The 16,866-nt window shown below is 72.3% G+C and carries 20 protein-coding genes; 7 read left to right on the top strand and 13 right to left on the bottom strand.

From position 1 onward, the window contains the following. Positions 1 to 23: 23 nt before the first annotated feature. A complete protein-coding gene (locus tag TBIS_RS02455) occupies positions 24 to 539 on the bottom strand; it encodes an O-acetyl-ADP-ribose deacetylase (RefSeq protein ID WP_013130752.1) in 516 nt (171 codons plus the stop codon). Positions 540 to 590: 51 nt separating this feature from the next. Between TBIS_RS02455 and TBIS_RS02450 the strand changes: the two genes are divergently transcribed. The 5 genes from TBIS_RS02450 (at position 591) to TBIS_RS02430 (ending at position 3,345) form a co-directional block, all read left to right on the top strand. After that, positions 591 to 947, top strand: coding sequence for a BlaI/MecI/CopY family transcriptional regulator (locus tag TBIS_RS02450; RefSeq protein WP_083785199.1), 357 nt, complete (start codon positions 591 to 593; stop codon positions 945 to 947). Between the two features lie 11 nt (positions 948 to 958). Further along, positions 959 to 1,858, top strand: coding sequence for a M56 family metallopeptidase (locus tag TBIS_RS02445; protein ID WP_241019842.1), 900 nt, complete (start codon positions 959 to 961; stop codon positions 1,856 to 1,858). 67 nt (positions 1,859 to 1,925) lie between these two features. After that, positions 1,926 to 2,363, top strand: a complete 438-nt coding sequence (locus tag TBIS_RS02440; protein ID WP_013130749.1) for a helix-turn-helix domain-containing protein — start codon at positions 1,926 to 1,928, stop codon at positions 2,361 to 2,363. A gap of 3 nt (positions 2,364 to 2,366) precedes the next feature. Continuing rightward, complete coding sequence (locus TBIS_RS02435) at positions 2,367 to 2,750, top strand: hypothetical protein (protein ID WP_013130748.1); 384 nt, start codon at positions 2,367 to 2,369, stop codon at positions 2,748 to 2,750. A 253-nt stretch (positions 2,751 to 3,003) separates the two neighbouring features. Beyond that, a complete protein-coding gene (locus TBIS_RS02430) occupies positions 3,004 to 3,345 on the top strand; it encodes a DUF2516 family protein (protein WP_013130747.1) in 342 nt (113 codons plus the stop codon). A gap of 15 nt (positions 3,346 to 3,360) precedes the next feature. Here TBIS_RS02430 and TBIS_RS02425 read toward each other — a convergent pair whose 3' ends face one another. Beyond that, positions 3,361 to 4,329, bottom strand: coding sequence for a magnesium transporter CorA family protein (locus tag TBIS_RS02425; RefSeq protein ID WP_013130746.1), 969 nt, complete (start codon positions 4,327 to 4,329; stop codon positions 3,361 to 3,363). A gap of 60 nt (positions 4,330 to 4,389) precedes the next feature. On the opposite strand from TBIS_RS02425, the gene TBIS_RS02420 reads away from it, so the two are divergent. After that, entirely contained in the window at positions 4,390 to 6,003 is a 1,614-nt protein-coding gene (locus TBIS_RS02420) for a DUF2207 family protein (protein ID WP_050760410.1), read from the top strand. Between the two features lie 248 nt (positions 6,004 to 6,251). Here the strand turns inward: TBIS_RS02420 and TBIS_RS02415 are convergent, their stop codons facing one another. Next, positions 6,252 to 7,130: a class I SAM-dependent methyltransferase gene (locus tag TBIS_RS02415; protein ID WP_013130744.1), complete on the bottom strand. Its 879-nt coding sequence runs from the start codon at positions 7,128 to 7,130 to the stop codon at positions 6,252 to 6,254. Between the two features lie 144 nt (positions 7,131 to 7,274). Further along, positions 7,275 to 8,213, bottom strand: coding sequence for an asparaginase (locus TBIS_RS02410; protein ID WP_013130743.1), 939 nt, complete (start codon positions 8,211 to 8,213; stop codon positions 7,275 to 7,277). Between the two features lie 225 nt (positions 8,214 to 8,438). Between TBIS_RS02410 and dtd the strand changes: the two genes are divergently transcribed. Further along, entirely contained in the window at positions 8,439 to 8,879 is a 441-nt protein-coding gene (gene dtd / locus TBIS_RS02405; RefSeq protein ID WP_013130742.1) for a D-aminoacyl-tRNA deacylase, read from the top strand. Positions 8,880 to 9,076: 197 nt separating this feature from the next. Here dtd and ygfZ read toward each other — a convergent pair whose 3' ends face one another. The 9 genes from ygfZ to TBIS_RS19260 all read right to left on the bottom strand — a co-directional run bounded on the left by ygfZ (position 9,077) and on the right by TBIS_RS19260 (position 16,831). After that, the gene (ygfZ, locus tag TBIS_RS02400; RefSeq protein ID WP_013130741.1) at positions 9,077 to 10,135 is read right to left on the bottom strand and encodes a CAF17-like 4Fe-4S cluster assembly/insertion protein YgfZ; all 1,059 of its coding nucleotides are present in this window, start codon (positions 10,133 to 10,135) and stop codon (positions 9,077 to 9,079) included. Positions 10,136 to 10,145: 10 nt separating this feature from the next. After that, positions 10,146 to 11,735 (bottom strand): fused response regulator/phosphatase, encoded by a 1,590-nt coding sequence (locus TBIS_RS02395; RefSeq protein WP_013130740.1) that lies wholly within the window; start codon positions 11,733 to 11,735, stop codon positions 10,146 to 10,148. Beyond that, positions 11,728 to 13,410, bottom strand: a complete 1,683-nt coding sequence (locus tag TBIS_RS02390; protein ID WP_013130739.1) for an ATP-binding protein — start codon at positions 13,408 to 13,410, stop codon at positions 11,728 to 11,730. The genes TBIS_RS02395 and TBIS_RS02390 overlap by 8 nt, the downstream gene beginning before the upstream one ends. After that, positions 13,407 to 14,411, bottom strand: a complete 1,005-nt coding sequence (locus TBIS_RS02385) for an ATP-binding protein (RefSeq protein WP_041431120.1) — start codon at positions 14,409 to 14,411, stop codon at positions 13,407 to 13,409. The genes TBIS_RS02390 and TBIS_RS02385 overlap by 4 nt, the downstream gene beginning before the upstream one ends. Continuing rightward, on the bottom strand, positions 14,399 to 14,803 hold the full coding sequence (locus TBIS_RS02380) for an anti-sigma regulatory factor (protein WP_013130737.1): 405 nt from the start codon (positions 14,801 to 14,803) through the stop codon (positions 14,399 to 14,401). The genes TBIS_RS02385 and TBIS_RS02380 overlap by 13 nt, the downstream gene beginning before the upstream one ends. Beyond that, a complete protein-coding gene (locus tag TBIS_RS02375) occupies positions 14,800 to 15,162 on the bottom strand; it encodes an STAS domain-containing protein (RefSeq protein ID WP_013130736.1) in 363 nt (120 codons plus the stop codon). The genes TBIS_RS02380 and TBIS_RS02375 overlap by 4 nt, the downstream gene beginning before the upstream one ends. Further along, positions 15,159 to 15,998: an STAS domain-containing protein gene (locus TBIS_RS02370; protein ID WP_013130735.1), complete on the bottom strand. Its 840-nt coding sequence runs from the start codon at positions 15,996 to 15,998 to the stop codon at positions 15,159 to 15,161. The genes TBIS_RS02375 and TBIS_RS02370 overlap by 4 nt, the downstream gene beginning before the upstream one ends. A gap of 97 nt (positions 15,999 to 16,095) precedes the next feature. Beyond that, the gene (locus TBIS_RS02365; RefSeq protein ID WP_013130734.1) at positions 16,096 to 16,506 is read right to left on the bottom strand and encodes a Fur family transcriptional regulator; all 411 of its coding nucleotides are present in this window, start codon (positions 16,504 to 16,506) and stop codon (positions 16,096 to 16,098) included. Positions 16,507 to 16,681: 175 nt separating this feature from the next. Further along, positions 16,682 to 16,831 carry a hypothetical protein gene (locus tag TBIS_RS19260; protein ID WP_158306166.1) on the bottom strand — a complete coding sequence of 50 codons (150 nt, stop codon included), beginning with the start codon at positions 16,829 to 16,831 and terminating at the stop codon, positions 16,682 to 16,684. Positions 16,832 to 16,866 lie beyond the last annotated feature (35 nt).

The raw sequence follows: 16,866 nt of genomic DNA, 5'->3' as shown, positions 1-16,866 counted from the left end.
GGACCGGGGAATTCCCCGCCCGCTCATTTGATCTCCTTCAGCACGCGCTCGAACACGGAATAGGCCTCGGCGTCGAAAAGCACGAACCGCACCTCGTCGATGCCGGGGTCGGCCCGCCGTACGGTCGTGAGCGCGATCCGGGCGGCGTCCTCCATGGGCCAGCCGAAGGCGCCGGTGGAGATGGCGGGAAAGGCAACGGTCCGCGCGCCGAGGGCGTCCGCGATGCGGAGCGATTCGCGGTAGCAGGAGGCGAGCAGGTGCGAACGGTCCTCGCTCCGCGAATACACGGGCCCCACGGTGTGGATCACCCACCGCGCGGGCAGCCGCCCCGCCGTGGTGGCCACGGCCTTCCCGGTCGGCAGGCCGTCCGGGTACTGGGTCGCGCGCCAGATGCGGCATTCCTCGAGAATCTGGGGGCCGCCCCGGCGGTGGATCGCCCCGTCCACGCCGCCGCCGCCGAGAAGCGAGGAGTTCGCCGCGTTCACGATGGCGTCCACGCGCTGCTGCGTGATATCGCCCTGAACGAGAATGAGCGCCATTGCGGAAACCTCCCAGCCGGAGGGTGCGGAAACGCAGGTACCCTAACTAACGTGAGAGGACTGGGTGAGCTCGAGCGCGTCATCATGAACATTCTGTGGGCGGCGGAGACTCCGTTGACCGCCCGCGAGGTAGGCCGCCGGATCGAGGACCGCGAACTCGCGCCGACCACGGTGATGACCGTTCTCGACCGGCTCGTCCGCAAGGGGTTCCTCAACCGCACCCGCGACGGCCGCGCCTGGCGGTACCAGCCGGCGGCGAGCCGGGACGCGTACGTCGCCGAGCTCATGCTCGAAGCCCTCGACCTCACCGGTGACCGCCACGCCGCGCTCACCCACTTCGCCCGCTCGGTCTCCGGGGCGGAGGCCGAGGTCCTGCGCAAGGCACTGATGGAGCTGGAGAAGCGGTGATAGCCGCGGCTGTGTTAGCTGCGCTGGCGATGGGCTGTGTGCTCGCCGCCAAGCGGCTGACCGCGGCCAAGTGGACCCACCGAGCCCCGCACATCGGGATCCTCCTGTGGCAGGCGATCGGCGTCGCCTGGGGGCTCGCCACCATCGGCGCGCTGCTCGCGTTCGCCCTCGAGCCGTACGGCAAGGGCGTGTTCTACGGCATGGCCGCCATGGTCACCGCGCCGGAGTACGGCGGGGTGGAGAGCCCGCACGACGTGGCGCGGCTCACCGCCCTGGTCCTGGGCCTGGCCCTGCTCGCCGTGCTGATCGCCGTGCCGATCGTGGCGGCGGTGCAGACGCTGCGGGCCCGGCGGCGGCATCGTGACCTGCTCGCGCTGATCGCGCGGGAGGACCCGTCGGTCCCCGGCGTGCGCGTCGTGGACTTCCCGGCCGCGGCCGCGTACTGCGTGCCCGGGCTGAAGTCCCAGGTCGTGATCAGCGACGGCACGCTGAGCCTGCTCTCCCCCGGCGAGCTGGACGCCGTCCTCGCCCATGAGGCCGCGCACGTGCGCGAGCGGCACGACCTCGTGCTGCTGCCGTTCGGCGCGCTCCGCCGGGCCCTGCCCTGGTCCGGGCTGGTCCGGGACGCGCAGGCCTCGGTCGAGCTGCTGGTCGAGATGGCCGCCGACGACCGTGCCCGGCAGCGGTGCTGCCCCAAGCGGCTGGCCAGCGCGCTGCTCCGGTTCGGCACGGCCGCGGTGCCCGTTCCGCAGGGTGCGCTCGGCGCCTCGGCCGCCGAGAGCGTGATGGCCCGGGTGGAGCGGCTGCTCCGTCCGCAGTCCGCGCTGCCGCCGGCCCAGCGGTTCCTGCTGCTCGCCGCCTCGGTCGCCCTCGCCGCCTCCGCGCCGGCCCTGTGGTTCCTCCCCGGCTGAACGCCAGCGTTTGCTTTAGTTATACATTACGGTTGCAACTGCAAACAGGGCGAGGCAGACTGGAGGCATGGAACTGCCGAAGGTCGGCTCGCTTGGTGAGTTCATCCGTCAGCAGCGGCAGCAGGCGAAGATCTCGCTGCGCCAGCTCGCCGCCCAGGCGAGCGTGTCCACCCCCTACCTCAGCCAGGTGGAGCGAGGTCTGCGCAAGCCCAGCGCCGAGATCCTGAACCAGATCGCCAAGGCGCTGAGCATCTCGGCCCAGGCGCTCTACGAGCGGGCGGGCCTCATCGAGAACGGCGACGGCACCAGCGACGTGCTGACCGCGATCCGTGCCGACATGACGCTCACCCCCCGGCAGCGCCAGGTCCTCATCGACATCTACGAATCGTTCCGCAAGGAGAACCGGGCCGCCTCCGCTCAGCCGCGGCCATCGGCTGAGCCTCTCGGGGATGGCGACCCGGCCTCCTCGCGTGACGGCGTCACACCGGAATCGCAGGAAGGATAGCCGATGACCCTCGCGACCGAGGTCAAGAAGATCACACGCTCGAAACCGTTCTACGCCCTCACCGGCGCCGGCGATCTCGCCCTGGAGAAGGCGCGGTCGTACGCGCTCACCGTGCAGGGCAAGGCGGAGACCGTGGCCCGGGACATGCCCGAGAAGGCGCGCAAGTACGCCGACTCCGCGGCGCAGCGCCTCACGCGGCTCTACGACGAGCTGGCCGCGCGCGGCCAGCGGGTCGTGGGCCGGGTGAGCGGCGAGACCGCGCGCGAGCTCACCAAGGTCGCCCAGTCCGCCGCGCGCGAGTTCTCCGCGGCCGCCAAGGAGGCCGAGCGCGGCGCCGCCGAGCAGAGCAAGAAGAGCACCCGCGCCAAGGCCGGGTCGCGGCGCTGACGTGGTCCGGAACTGAGGATGACCCGCCCTCCGGGGCGGGTCGTTCGCGTTCCGGGCGGCGGGCCGTGCCGCCCTGCGTCCTCCGTGTGCCCCGCCGCCGGGGACCGCGCGGATCCGGTTCCGGAGGCGGCGGCCCGCCCGCGCGATCCGGCCGGTGTCCCGGGCTCCCGCCACGGGATCCGGTCTGGCGCACCTCCTGGGAGCGCGCATTAGTCTTGGGGACGTCCATGACCATGACCGTGCGGGAGAGTCCATGTTCGGACCGGTGAACAGCATTTTGAGCCTTATCTTTTGGCTGATCTCGGTCACGGCCTTCGTCATGTCCGTCTGGGCGCTCGTGCACGCGGTGCGGATTCCGGCGCGAGCCTTCGCCGCGGCGGGCAAGCAGACCAAGCAGCTCTGGCTGATCATCCTGGGTTTCGCGACGCTGTTCACCTTCGCCGCCGCCGTCAACTACGGCGGGATCGGGACCGGGCTGCCGAACATCTTCACCATCGCCGCCATCATCGCCTCCGGCATCTACCTCGCCGACGTGAAGCCCGCGGTCACCATGTACCGCAGCGGCGGAAGCGAGGGCCCGTACGGCCCCTGGTGATCGCCCGGGAACGGGTCACAGCCAGTCGCGGCTGCGGAACGTCAGGTAGAGGGTGACCGAGGCGATCACGATCAGCGCGTTGGACACCCAGAACCCCCACACCTGGCCGAACCCGGGGAAGGGCAGGTTCTGCCCGTAGAACCCGGTGATCAGCGTGGGCACGGCGATGATCGCCGCCCAGCTCGTCACCCGCTTCATGATCATGTTCATCCGGTTGCCCTGCATGGTCAGGTGCGCCTCCCGGATGTCGGCCAGCAGCTCGCGGAGGGACTCCGTCCACTCGGTGGCCCGCAGCACGTGGTCGTACACGTCCAGCAGGTACGGCCGCATGCGGCCGTCGCCGAGCTCCTCCTCCCGCCGCATGAGGCCGTTCACCACCTCGCGCATCGGCACCACGATCCGGCGCAGCCGCACCAGGCTCTTGCGGATCCGGTACGCGCGCCGCTGATCCGCCGGGGTCACCGGCCCGTCGCCGAAGACCGTCTCCTCCAGCGCCTCGACCTCGTCGTCGATCCGCTCGACCGCGTCGAAGTGGGTGTCCACCACGTAGTCGAGCAGGCCGTACAGGAGGAACATCACCCCGTGCGCCGCGAGGCCCGCTTGTTCGTCCCACCTGCGGACCACCTCGTCGATCGGGAAGTCCGGCTCCCGGACGGTCACCAGGACGTTGCGGGCGACGAACGCGGCCGCCTCGGCGACGCGCAGCCCGCCCGACCCCGCGTCGAACCGGGCGGCGTGCACGCTGAGGAAGAGGTGCCCGTCGTAGGCGTCGAGCTTCGGCCGCTGCCGGCGCTTGACCGCGTCCTCCACGGCGAGCTCGTGGACGCCCAGCTCCGCGCCGAGGGCCTCGAGCTCCTCCCGGCCGGGCGCGCACAGGTCGAGCCACACCACCGCCGACGGATCCCGGATCAGGCCGGCGACCTCGGCGGCCGGGAAGCCCTCCGCCGCCAGCGCCCCGTTGCGGTACAGCCGGGAACGTGCCACGTCCGGCAAGCCTATCGAGATCCCGGCCCGCCGGGCGGGACGACGCTAAGGTGCTACCTCGTGGTGAATTTGGCACGCCGATTAAGATTGTTGATCTTGCTCCCCTTTGCCGTCCTTGCGGCGGCTCCGGCCCATGCCGACGAGGCGCCGGGCCGGATCACCGCCACCGAGGTGACGATGGAGTTGCGCACCGACGGCGTGCTCCACGTCAAGGAGTCGGTCACCCTCGCCGGCGGACCGGTCCAGCGCAAGCTCATCACCCGCACCCGGTACGACGACACCCGCGACCGGCTCTACCGGATCTCGAACGTCAAGGGCGCCTCGTTCGACGGGCAGACCCTGACGATGGCCAAGAGCGGCACGGTGGAGTACGACGTCACCGGTGCGGTCACCCCGCTGCCCGGCAGCGTGGAGCTGCGCTGGTTCCCCGTGGCGGGCCCCGCCGAGAGCGCCACGGTCACGGTCACCGGCCCTCAGCCCATCCACCACCTGTCCTGTTTCGCCGGGCCGCCGTCCTCCGTCATCGGCTGCACCTCGGCCTCGATGGACCACACCGGCGCCTCGGCCACGTTCGAGCAGCAGAACCTCCGCGCCGGTGAGCTCCTCACCGTCGCCGTCGGCTTCCCCCAGGGGGCGGCCAAGGCCCAGCCGATCCTGGAGCGCCGGTTCGAGCTCTCCACCGCCTTCACCCTGAACGCGGTCACCGGTACGGCGCTCGCCGCGCTGCTCGTGGTCCTCCTCGGCGGCGTCGGCCTCCTCTACTGGACCCGCGGCCGGGACGCCCGGGTGATCAGCACCGAGTCCGGCCCGCTGAGCGGGCACCGGAACGGCGTGTTCACCCCGCCCGACGGCGTGCGGCCGGGACAGATCGGCACCCTCATCGACGAGCAGGCGGACGTCGTCGACGTCACCGCCACCATCCTCGACCTCGCGGTCCGCGGCTACCTGCGGATCGACGAGCAGCCCCGGCAGGCGTACGACGCCCCGGACTGGCGGCTGGTCAAGCTGCCCGGCGCCCGGGTCGACGAGCTCCTCCCCTACGAGCGCGCCCTCTACGACGCGCTCTTCGACGGCCGGGACTCGGTGCTGCTGTCGGAGCTCCACGGCTCGTTCGCCGAGAGGCTCGACGCGGTCCGGGACGCGCTCTACGAGGACGTGGTACGGCAGGGCTGGTTCGCCAGGCGGCCCGACTCCGTCCGCTCCCGGTGGACCACCCTGGGGATCATCACGATCGTGATCGGCGTGCTGGGCACCGTGCTGCTCGCCTGGTTCACCACGTACGGACTGCTCGGCCTCGCCGTGATCATCGCCGGCGCGGCGCTCGCGTACGGCGGGCAGTTCATGCCGGCGAAGACCGCGAAGGGGTCGGCGGCCCTCGCGCACACCCTGGGCTTCCGCCGGTACCTGGCGGAGGGCGGTATCGACGACGTGCCGCCGGAGCGACGGATCGAGCTGTTCTCCCGCTATCTGCCGTACGCCGTGATCTTCGACAACGTGGACCCCTGGGCGAGGGTGGTGAGCTCGTTCACCGGCAACGGCGAGCGGGCGGACCACCTGTACTGGTACCAGGGCCCCGCCGAGTGGGATCTGTCGAAGTTCGCCGACTCGATGCGGACGTTCACGGTGACCACCTCCGGCGCGATCTCCGCCAGCCGCCGGTTCCGCTCGCTGTAGCCCGCGCCGCGGCCGGCGAACCCGCCCGCGCGGGCGCCTGCGGCCGGGAGGTCCGCCCGGCGCGCCGGCGGAGGCCGCCGGGCCGGCGATGGCGCCCGGGCCTGGCCGGCGGCCGGCGAGCCCGCGCGCGGCGGTGCGGCGTCGCGAGCGCGTGCCCGTCCCACCGGCGCCCCGGCCGGCGCCGGTGGGGCGCGCCACATCCGACGCCGGTGGGCGGGATCGGCGAACCGGCGCCGGCCGCGGAGGAGTCAGGCGCCGCCGCCCGCGGCCGGATCGCGGCGTACCCGGGCATGGGCGAAGACCGACAGGTCGCAGGCGCTCAGCGAATCGGACCGGTGCCACAGGGCGGCGTCGATCGCCTCGCGCTGCCGTGCCTGCTCGATCACCTCGAACCCGTGCCTCTCCAGCAGGGCGGACATCTCCTCGGGGGCGAAGAAGGTCACCCATGGTTCCCCGAATCCGGCCGCGGCCGCCCGGACGTGCTCCGCGTACTCCCGGCCGGCGGCGTCCCACAGCGCCTCGGGGAGCAGGTACTCCACGACGAGCTCCGTGCCGGGCGCGAGGCGGCCGAGCCACGCGAGCGTCCGCTCCACCGCACCGCGGGTGAGGTACATGGTGACACCGAGCCAGCTCACGAACGCCGGCCGGGAGGGGTCCAGCCCGCCGTACGCGAGACGGTCGAATTGCTCTTCCAGATCGGCCGGGACGAAGCGCAGCGAGGGCGGCGTGGGGATCCCGCTCGCGGTGAGCAGCGCGCGCTTCCACCCCTGGGTGTCCGGGTGATCGACCTCGAAGACGCGGATCTTCCCGGCGTACGGGGACCGGTAGGCGAACGAATCCAGCCCGGCGCCGAGGATCACGTACTGGCCGATTCCGCGGCCGATCGCCTCGGTCAGCCGGTCCTCCGTGTAGCGGCTGCGCGTGACCGCCGCGGTCCGGGCGCCCGCGAGGACCGGCTCCGTGCCATGGGCACGGTGGAAGCCCACCAGCGTCTCGGCCCGCTCGCCGAGCAACCGGTAGGCCAGGGTGTCGCGGAAGATGTGCGGCTCTTCATCGACGATCAGATGCGCCGCCCGGGCCGCCGCGGCCATGAGCGCGGTCATGCTCGGTTCTCCGTCATTTCGCATGACGGAGAAACTACCGCCTAATTTTTGTAATTTTGGCTATCATATCATTGAATAAAAAATTTTTCGACATATATCAAATATCCATTTGATACCGATCGAAGAGGTGCGGTGCGCGGCCGCGCGAGCGGTACGCCGAAGGCTCCGTCAGGCCGGCCGGACCCGGACCTCGCCGACCGGCTCGCCGCCGCCGAAGAGCGGGGCGGTCGCGAGCCCGGCGAGCTCGGGCGCGTCCAGCCCGGCGGCGCGCAGGGCCGCCACGGTCGCCGGCATCCGCGCCCGTTCCCCGCCGTCCTCGACCTTCACCGCGCCGGCGCGGCCGTCGGAGTGCGCCCAGACCACGAACCCCTCGGCCCCGGACTTGACCAGCAGCCCCGGGATCGCCCGCATCAGCACGGTCTCCGGCCGGGCCGTACCCGTGGTCCACTCCGGATGGGCGCGCATGGCGTCCGCGATCCGCCGCTCCGGCCCGCCCTCGGCGAGCACGAGCCGGCGGTAGGCCCGCACCACCCCGGTCATCGACACGAACAGCAGCGGCGCCCCGCAGCCGTCGACCCCGGTCGCCGCGATCCGCTCCCCGGTGAACTCCTCCACGGCGGCGCGGATCGCCCGCTGCAGCGGGTGGCCGGGGTGCAGGTAGCTGTCGAGCGGCCAGCCGTTCACCGCGCAGGTGGCGAGCATCGCCGCGTGCTTGCCGGAGCAGTTCATGTAGATCCGCTCCGCGGTGCCGCCCGAACGGATCACCCGCAGCCGCGACTCCTCGTCGTACGGCAGGTCCGGGGGGCAGCGCAGGGCGGACTCGTCGAGCCCGGCCGACGCCAGGATCTTCCGCACCCCGTCGACGTGGAAGGCCTCCCCGCAGTGGCTGGAGCAGGCGAGCGCGAGCAGCTCGCCGGTGAGCGGCAGGCCGTGGCGGAGCATGGCGAGCGCCTGCAGGGGTTTCATCGCGGAGCGCGGGGAGGCGAGGGCCGCGGTGTCCCCGCGCACCATGACCGGTTCCCCCTGCGCGTCCACGACGTGCACCCGCACGCGGTGCACGCACTCCACGAACCCCGAACGGACCACCTCGACGACCAGCTCAGGCATGCCGAGCAGTCTATGCACGCGCCGAGGGGACCCGTCCGGCCGCTCCCGGTGGGCGGCCGGTCTGCCGATCGCTGCGCCGGCGGTCACCGAGCCGGCCGCGGCCGGCCTCAGGGCACCCGGGACCGGTGACCACGCCCGGGGATCCGGGACCGGCGCGCGGCGCCCCGGATCCCGGACCCGGCCGGCCGCATGGCCGTACGGCATGGCGTGGCACAATTCGGGGCCATGCGTGCGGTCGTGCAACGGGTCACTTCGGCGTCTGTGACGGTCGACGGCAAGGTCGTGGGGGCGATCGACGAGCCGGGCCTGCTCGTCCTCGTCGGAGTCACCCACACCGATGGGCGGGCGGAGGCGGCGCGGCTCGCGGCCAAGCTGTGGGGGCTGCGCATCCTCCACGGGGAGAAGTCCTGCTCCGACCTGAACGCGCCCCTGCTCGTGATCAGCCAGTTCACCCTGTACGGCGACGCCCGGCGGGGCCGCCGGCCCACCTGGCAGGCGGCGGCGCCGGCCCCGGTGGCCGAGCCGCTGGTCGACGCGGTGGTCGAGGAGCTGCGCGCGCTCGGCGCCCGGGTGGAGACCGGGGTGTTCGGCGCGGACATGAAGGTGACCTTGACCAACGACGGCCCGGTCACCCTGGTCCTCCACGTCGACGCGCCTTCGGCCTGACCGCCGCGCGGCCCTGCCGGATGGGATGCCTGACCGCCGCGGCCCGCACGTGCGGGACCGGATCGGCCTCCGCCTCACCGCCGCGCGACGGCGCGGCGCACGGCCGGCGGGCCCGCGCCGGCGGGCACTCCCGCGCGCGGGCGGGCGCCCGTGGACGGCGCCCGCCGGGCGGTCCTCAGGCGCCCGCCGGGCGGTCCTCAGCGGAGGCGGCGGCGCGCCAGGGCGGGGTCGATCTTCACGTTCCGCCCGGCGTCCGGCGGCACGATGACCTCCTGCGACGCGGCCACTCCACCCGCGAGCAGCGGTGCGTCGACCGGCACCGTCCGCTTCACCAGGGCGAGGGCGATCGGGCCGAGCTCGTAGTGCCGGGCCGACGAGCCGACGAACCCCACCTGCCCACGGTCGCCGGCGTCCGGCTCCGCCCCGGGCTCCCCGGCGGCCGCGGCCGGGCCGGCGAGCGTGACCGGGGCGCCGTGCGGCGGCAGGATGTCGACGCTGCCGTCGAGGTGGAGGAAGACGAGCCGGCGCGGCGGGTGGCCGAGGTTGTGCACCCGGGCGACCGTCTCCTGGCCCCGGTAGCAGCCCTTGTTGAGGTGGACCGCCTTCTCGATCCAGCCGACCTCGTGGGGGATGGTCTTGTGGTCGGTCTCGAAGCCCAGGCGGGGGATGTGCGCGGCGATCCGCAGCGCCTCGTACGCCCACAGCCCGGCGAGCCGCAGCCCGAGCTCATCGGCGATCCCGGCGAGCCGGTCGCGCGGCACGAGCAGGTCGCCGCCGATCGCGATGATGCCCTCCGGGAGGGTGCGCGGCGCCGGTTCGGTGCCGGGCGCGCCCACCGAGACCACCGCGTACTCGGCGGTCCGGTCCTCGATCTCGACCCGGAGCATGAACCGCATCTTCTCCAGGAAGGCGATCAGGTCCGCCGCGGTGCCCGGCTCCACGTGCGCCCACACCGCCGTCCCGTCGTCCACCAGGGTGAGGTGGTGCTCGATCCTGCCGTGCGGGTCGAGGATCAGCGTCTGGGTGGGGACGCCGGGCCGGAGGGTGTCGAGCTTCTGCGAGCTGAGGCTGTTGAGCCAGCTCAGCCGATCGGGACCGGAGACGCGCACCACCCCCCGGTTGCTCCGGTCGGTGAGCGCCTCCCCGCGCACGAGCGCGCGCTGCTCGGCGTAGGGGTCTCCGTAGTGGGCGGCGACGGTCTCGTCCGGCCGCTCACCGGGGACCGCGCCTAGGGCGTCCAGCAGTGGGCTCCGCATGGCTCCCAGGCTATTCGCTCGGGTACGGCTTCCGCTCTCCGGTGCGGCGCACCGCGACGAGGGCGAAGTCGTCCTCCCGGGCGCCGAACGCGCCGATGAGCCGGTCGCAGAACGCGTCGAGGTCGTCGCCCACGTCCTCGGCGAGCCGCCGGGCGGTCTCCAGGCCGTCGTCGAGCATCCGGCCCCGGTCCTCGATCAGCCCGTCGGTGAAGAGCAGGATGGTGCCGTCCTCGGGCAGGATCAGCCGTTCCACGCGGTAGGTCTCGTCGGTGACGCCGAGCATCAGGTCGCCGAACGGGTGGTATCGCGCGTCCTTCCCGGCGAGCAGCGGCGGGATGTGCCCGGCGTTGACCAGCTCCACCTCCCCGGTGGCCGGCGCGATGAGCAGCAGGCAGACGGTCGCCGTGATCAGCGGGTGGTAGCGGCGCAGCACCGTGTTGAGCAGCCCCATCGAATGCGCCGGGTCGACCTTGTCGAGCAGCGAGGCGCGCAGGGCGTGCCGCAGCTCCGCCATCACGGTCGCCGCGTGCAGGGAGTGGCCCTGGACGTCGCCGAGCGCGACCAGCACCCGCTCGCCGAGCGGCAGGACCTCGTAGAAGTCCCCGCCCACCTCCTTGGCGGCCGGCTGGTAGCGGACGCTGATCCGCAGGCCGGGGATGTCGGGGACGCGCCTGGGCAGCAGGCTGCGCTGCAGGGTGAGCGCGATCGTGTGCTCCTCGGTGTACGCCCGCAGCGCGTCCACGGCCAGGGCGAGCGCCTGCCCGAGCTGGCGGAGGAGGTTCGTGTCGCCCTCGTCCATGGGCGGCCGGCTCGCCACGCCGAGGTAGACCGGCGGCCGGCCGGTCTTGGTCCGGCACACCACGCCCCGCACGCCGGAGGTGATCCCGCAGCCCGGCACGATCCGCGTCCACTCGTCCACGCCGGTTTCGAGCAGCCGCACCCCGGCCGCCTCCCCCAGGGAGCGGCCGGTGAGCCGGTCGAGGCTGCCCGGAGTGGCGGACATGGCCGTGGTCTCCCGGCCCGGCCGGGCGATGTAGGCGCGTGTCTTCCCGTTCGGGGCGAGCGCGAGCAGGCCCGCGGGCCGCTCCAGCATCTGCGCGGCCCCGCCGGCCGCCACCCGGAGCACCTCGTCGAAGGTCTCCGCCTCGTTGATCCGCAGCGTGATCTCGACGAGCTGGGCGAGCCGCGCGGCCATCCGCTCGGCCCGCCGCCGCGCCCAGTAGTAGCGCAGCGTGGCCTCGACGGTCGCGGTGAACTCGTCCGGCTCGATCGGCTCGGTCAGGTACGCGTCCGCCCCGCGCTCCAGGCCCTCGGTACGGTCGGACGCGGCGATCGCGGCCGCCGACACCTGGATGACCGGGATGGCGGCGGTCGCCGGGTCGCCCTTGATCCGCTCGCACACCTCGAATCCGCTGATGTCGGGCATGCGGATGTCGAGGACGACGAGGTCGGGCTTGACCTCCCCGACGAGGAACAGCGCCTCGCCGCCGCCGGTGGCCTCCACCACCCGGTGCCCGGCCCGGCGGAGCCAGCTCGACAGGATGTACCGCTTGGTGGGCGTGTCGTCGACCACCAGCACCGTGGCCCGCGTGTCACCCATGCTCCGGCCCCCCACCCGTTCGGGCGGCCCGGACCGCCCGGATCGTCGCGAGCAGCCGGTCCCGGTCGAGCTCCTGCCGGCTCAGGACCGGAAATCCCCGGTCCGCCTGCTGGGAGGGGTAGCCGACGACCACCACCGGGACGTCGCGGAGCCGCGCGGCCTCGGCCATCCGCTGCAGCAGGGTGGCGCCGTCCATCCGCGGCAGGAACTCGTCGATCAACACCACGTCCGGCGGGTGCGCGGTCATGAGCTGCAGGGCGGTGATCCCGTCGGCGGCCTCCATCACGTGGGTGGCGAAGCCGGTCAGCAGCCGCCGGGCCGCGGCGCGGAACCCGGCGTCGCCGTCCGCGATCAGCACCCGGTTCACCTCCGGCCGCGCCATCCGCCGCGGCACGCGGAGCGTGGCGGTCGTGCCCTCGCCCTCCCGGCTGGTCAGCGTGAGCGTGCCGCCGAGCGCCTCGGCGAGCCGCCGCGCGTACGGCAGGCCGAGCCCGCTCCCTTCGGCCTTGACCGCCACCGGCCCGGGGACCTGGAAGAACTCCTCGAAGACCCGCTCCAGGTACTTGGCCGGGATGCCGATCCCGGTGTCGGCGACGGTGAAGACGACGTCGCCCGCGTCCGGGTCGAGGCGGACGCTGAGCCGTACCTCGCCCTCGTAGGTGAACTTCAGCGCGTTGTAGAGCAGGTTGTGCAGGATCCGGGCGAGGATCGCCTTGTCGGCGAACATCTCGCCCACGTCGGCGGCCACGTCGACGATCAGGGCCACCCGGTGGGGCGCGGCCGGACGCAGGGCCGTGCACACCTCCTCGGCCAGGGCCGCCACATCGACGGCCACCGGCTGCGGCTGGATCCGCCCGGACTCGGCCTTGGCCATGTCGAGCAGTTCGCTCACCATGGCCAGCAGCGTCTCGGCCGAGGAGCCGATCAGCCGGATCTGGTGCTCCTGCTCCTCGCTGAGCGGCTCCCCGCCCGGGCCGAGCAGCAGCCGTACCAGCCCGATGATCGAGTTGAGCGGGGTGCGGAGCTCGTGGCTGACGCTCACCCAGAACCGCTGCCGGGCCTCGGCCAGCTCCCGGAGCCGGGCGGACTTCTCCTCCAGCTCGGCGTAGAGCGCGACCACGCCGCGGTTGGTCTCCTCCAGCTCGGCCGAGAGCTGGTTGTACAGCGCCAGGATGCCCTTGTTCGTCTCGGTCAGCTCGACGTTGAGCCGCTGCCCCTCCTCCAGGGTGCCGGCGAGCTCCCGGTTCTGCTCCCGCAGCTCGTCCATGGCGGTGACCCGCACCACGGGTGACAGGCCGGCGCGGACCTCGGCCGGCGAGCGCCGGGCGACGTGGGCCGGCACGCGCTTGACCAGGGTGATGCTCCCGGGCTCGGCGTGGACGACCTCGTCGACCAGACGCCCGGCGAGCGCCATCCCCTCGCTCTGCCGCAGGTCCTCGCCGACGCGGTAGTCCACCGTCATGATCAGGCTCTCCTCGGTGAGGCTGATGATCACGACCCCCTCTCCGCCGAGCGCGAGCACCTCCCGGACGATCTCGCTGAGCGCGGTGGCCATCCGGATCCGGTCCTGCGCCTCCAGCCCCACCCGTTCGGCGATCTCCCGGGCGAGGCGCCGGATGGCGAAGGCGTCCTGGTCATCCCCGAAGCCGACCCGGGTGATCTCCTCACCGGTCATGGCCGCGCCCTCACCGCCACCACGCACGCGTCGTCCCGCCGGGTGCCCACATCGCGCAGCAGGGTGGCGCAGATGACGGCCGGCGAGTGGGTGAGCAGGCCGGGGAAGGTCGTGGGCTCCCAGCGGTCCGAGAGACCGTCGGAGTGGAAGACCACGACCGCGTGCTGCGGCAGCGGGTACTCGTACTGGTGCGTGAGCCCGCCCGGGTGGCCGGCGATCCCCGGCTGGGAGGTCATCGCCACCTTGCCCTCGGCGGTGACGATCAACCCGGAGACGTTGCCCAGCCCGGCGAAGGACACCGACCCCGGCCGCACCAGGCCGACCGCGACCGCGCCGCCCCTGGTCTGCCCCAGCCCGCGGTGGACGCGCTCCAGGATCTCGGCGGGTGACATGTGCGGCTGCTTGAGGAAGATCCGTACCGCCTGCTGGGACGCCTGTGCCGCGGCACCGCCGTGCCCCAGCCCGTCGCAGACGGTGACGATCACCGAGTCCTCGGTCGCCACGAACGCGAAGGCGTCCCCGCACACCACCTCCTCCCCGATCGGGCGGCACAGCCCGCTGCACCGCTGCGGCGGCGCCGGCATGCCGTGCGGGGTGAAGACCGCCACGAGCACGCTGCCCCGGCCCGGGAGGGAGTAGGCGTCCAGCCGTGAGGCGAGGCGCCGGATCGCCCCCAGGCCGATCCCCAGGGTGCCGGTGGTGGAGTAGCCGTCGCGCAGCGCCTGACCGAGGTCGGCGATGCCGGGCCCGCTGTCGATGGCCACGAGCTCCACCGCGCGGGCCATCTCCGGGTGCGGGCGGAGCAGGACGACGCCGTCCACCGCGTGCTTGACCAGGTTCGAGACGGCCTCGGTCACGGCCACCCCGACCTCACCGGTCCGGGTCGCGTCGAAACCGGCCTCCCTGGCGAGCTCGGCCGCGGCCCGGCGGACCGCACCGACCGCGCTCGGGTCCTCGGTGCGGATCCACACGTCCGCCCGGCCGTCCATCACCGCGCCCATTTGATCACCGTCACCCGCGTGCCCTGCTGGGGTGCCGAGACCAGGTCGAATTCGTCGACGAGGCGGCGCGACCCGCTGAGGCCCAGCCCGAGGCCGTTGGCGGTGCTGAAGCCCTCGGTCAGCGCCTGCTCGATGTCCTCGATGCCGGGCCCTTCATCGACCACGGTCAGCCGAAGGCCCCGGCGGGGTCCGTTGTGCACGACCTCGACCCGCATGTGGCCGCCGCCCGCGTGCACCAGGGCGTTCCGGGCCAGCTCGCTCGCCACGGTCACCACCTTGGTCTGGTCGACCAGCGACAGCCCCAGCTCCGCCGCGGCGATCCGGACTTGCCGGCGCGCCTGGACGATGTCGCCGTTGGTGGCGATGGTCAGTTCCTGCGGCTCGGTGCTCACCCAGGGCTCCGGGCATGGTTGAGCATCTCGATGGCCTGGGTGAGGTTGAGGGCGGTGCGCACCCCGCCCATGGAGAGCCCCAGTTCCACCATCGTGATCGCGACGGCCGGCTGCATGCCGACCACCACGGTCTCCGCGTCGAGGATGCGGGTGATGGCGGCGATGGTGGCGAAGGTGCGGCCGATGAAGGAGTCGACGACGTCGACGGCGGTGATGTCGATGATGACGCCGCGCGCCCCCGAGGCGACGGCGGCCTCCGCGAGGTCGTCCTGAAGCGCCACGGCCTCCTGGTCGTCGAGGTCGGTCTGGATCGAGACGATCAGGATGTCGCCCAGCTTCAGGATCGGCGGGCGGGTCATGGGCTGCTCTCGGTCTCTTCCTCGTCGGGCCGGCGGCCGTTGACCTTGATCTCGGCGCCGCTTCTGCGGAGCGCGTGCGCCAGCGCGTCGGCGAGCGAGGCCTTGGTGACGATGTCACCGAACTCGATGCCGAGCGTGACGATGGTGTGCGCGATCTGCGGGCGGATCCCGGAGATCACGCACTCGGCGCCCATCAGCCGGGCCGCCATCACCGTCTTCAGCAGGTGGTGGGCGACCTGGGTGTCCACGGCCGGGACCCCGGTGATGTCGATGACGGCGTGCTGTGAGCCCGTCTCCATCAGGGTCTGCAGCAGCTTCTCCATCACGACCTGGGTCCGGGCCGAGTCGAGGGTGCCGACGAGCGGCACCGCGACGATGCCCTCCCACAGCTTCACCACGGGCGTGGAGAGCTCCAGGAGCTGCTCGGTCTGGTCAAGGATGATCTTCTCCCGGGCGTTGGAGAAGGTCTCGAAGGTGAACAGGCCGAGGTCGTCGACGAGCCGCGAGAACCACGCGAACCCGCGGAGCGCCTCGGGGCTGCCGTCGGCCTCGACGATCTCGTACATCGCGTCCTTGAGCGCGAACACCGTCCGCGCGGTTTCCGAGGGCGTGTACCCCTGCCGGACCCGGGTCCGGGAGAACTCGGCGAGCAGCCCGCGTACGTCGGTGAAGTCCTCTTCCTTGCCGGAGAGCGCGGTGCGCAGGGCACGGTAGAGCTCGCGGAGCTCATCGGCGGAGATGTTCGCCTTTTCGGACCATTGATCGAGCAGCCGTCCGTCTTGCTCCAGGAAGAGTTCCTTGGTGCGCCGGATGGCTGCTTCTGCCTGGACGGTCACTACTACTCCTCAGCGCCGGCAATGCCCCCTTGGCGCCACAGTACAGGCACGACAATATAGGACAAACCATGACAAATTAGATAAAAATTACGAAGAATCAACGGCAGTTACGGCAGTGGCCGTAGACGGTGAGGTGACTGATATCGGTCTCGAAACCGAGCTTCTCCTCGAGGCTCGACACGAGCCCCGCGGCCATGTCCGGCGAGACCTCCGTCACCTCCCCGCAGCCCCGGCAGACGAGGTGCACGTGATCGGCCTCGGAGGCCAGGTGATAGGTGGGGGCGTTCCGGTTGAGGTGCGTGTGCGTGACCAGGCCGAGCTTCTCAAGGAGCTCGAGCGTGCGGTAGACGGTCGAGATGTTGATCCCGCGTGCCGTCTCCCGGACCTCGGCACAGATGTCCTCCGGCGTCGCGTGCCCCAGCTTGGCGACCGCTTCGAGCACGAGCTGCCGCTGAGGGGTGATCCGGTAACCGCGCGCCCGCAGTTCCTCGTGCCATGCCTTGGCCATGACCCGAGTTTACGGTTCGCCGCCTCTGGGAGTCCTGCGCCCGGATCGGCGGAATATTCGATTGCCCTTCCGGATCCGGTCGCATAGCGTGCAAGCACGCCAGAAAGGAGGTGGTCCAGACAATGATCGACAGTTATCGGACCGGCGAGGTGACTGTCCGCTAGGACGCCCCCGTCTAGGCCTCCGCCTGGATGTCGGTGACGTCCCGGCGAATCCACAGCAGGCACCGGACCCCGGGCAGCCGGTGGCCGAGCACGCTCTCGGCCCAGGTCCAACCGGCCCGCCTCCGGCGGAAGCGCGCCCGGGGTTCTTCACGCTTCTCCACCCGCAGGCCCACTCCGGCGCTTCCCACGCCGCGGG

Source organism: Thermobispora bispora DSM 43833, assembly GCF_000092645.1.
Lineage (GTDB): Bacteria > Actinomycetota > Actinomycetes > Streptosporangiales > Streptosporangiaceae > Thermobispora > Thermobispora bispora.
The sequence above is the reverse complement of the archived record's forward strand: the minus strand, read 5'-3'. Positions and strand labels throughout refer to the sequence as shown.

What these genes read in the sequence shown, in the direction of transcription:
- TBIS_RS02375 (WP_013130736.1), bottom strand. Translation starts at nt 15,162, where the DNA reads ATGACCCGCCCGCCGATCCTGAAGCTGGGCGACATCCTGATCGTCTCG.
- TBIS_RS02385 (WP_041431120.1), bottom strand. Translation starts at nt 14,411, where the DNA reads ATGGGCGCGGTGATGGACGGCCGGGCGGACGTGTGGATCCGCACCGAG.
- TBIS_RS02430 (WP_013130747.1), top strand. Translation starts at nt 3,004, where the DNA reads ATGTTCGGACCGGTGAACAGCATTTTGAGCCTTATCTTTTGGCTGATC.
- TBIS_RS02440 (WP_013130749.1), top strand. Translation starts at nt 1,926, where the DNA reads ATGGAACTGCCGAAGGTCGGCTCGCTTGGTGAGTTCATCCGTCAGCAG.
- TBIS_RS02455 (WP_013130752.1), bottom strand. Translation starts at nt 539, where the DNA reads ATGGCGCTCATTCTCGTTCAGGGCGATATCACGCAGCAGCGCGTGGAC.
- TBIS_RS02395 (WP_013130740.1), bottom strand. Translation starts at nt 11,735, where the DNA reads ATGGGTGACACGCGGGCCACGGTGCTGGTGGTCGACGACACGCCCACC.
- TBIS_RS02365 (WP_013130734.1), bottom strand. Translation starts at nt 16,506, where the DNA reads ATGGCCAAGGCATGGCACGAGGAACTGCGGGCGCGCGGTTACCGGATC.
- TBIS_RS02410 (WP_013130743.1), bottom strand. Translation starts at nt 8,213, where the DNA reads ATGCCTGAGCTGGTCGTCGAGGTGGTCCGTTCGGGGTTCGTGGAGTGC.
- ygfZ (WP_013130741.1), bottom strand. Translation starts at nt 10,135, where the DNA reads ATGCGGAGCCCACTGCTGGACGCCCTAGGCGCGGTCCCCGGTGAGCGG.
- TBIS_RS02415 (WP_013130744.1), bottom strand. Translation starts at nt 7,130, where the DNA reads ATGCGAAATGACGGAGAACCGAGCATGACCGCGCTCATGGCCGCGGCG.
- TBIS_RS02435 (WP_013130748.1), top strand. Translation starts at nt 2,367, where the DNA reads ATGACCCTCGCGACCGAGGTCAAGAAGATCACACGCTCGAAACCGTTC.
- dtd (WP_013130742.1), top strand. Translation starts at nt 8,439, where the DNA reads ATGCGTGCGGTCGTGCAACGGGTCACTTCGGCGTCTGTGACGGTCGAC.
- TBIS_RS02390 (WP_013130739.1), bottom strand. Translation starts at nt 13,410, where the DNA reads ATGACCGGTGAGGAGATCACCCGGGTCGGCTTCGGGGATGACCAGGAC.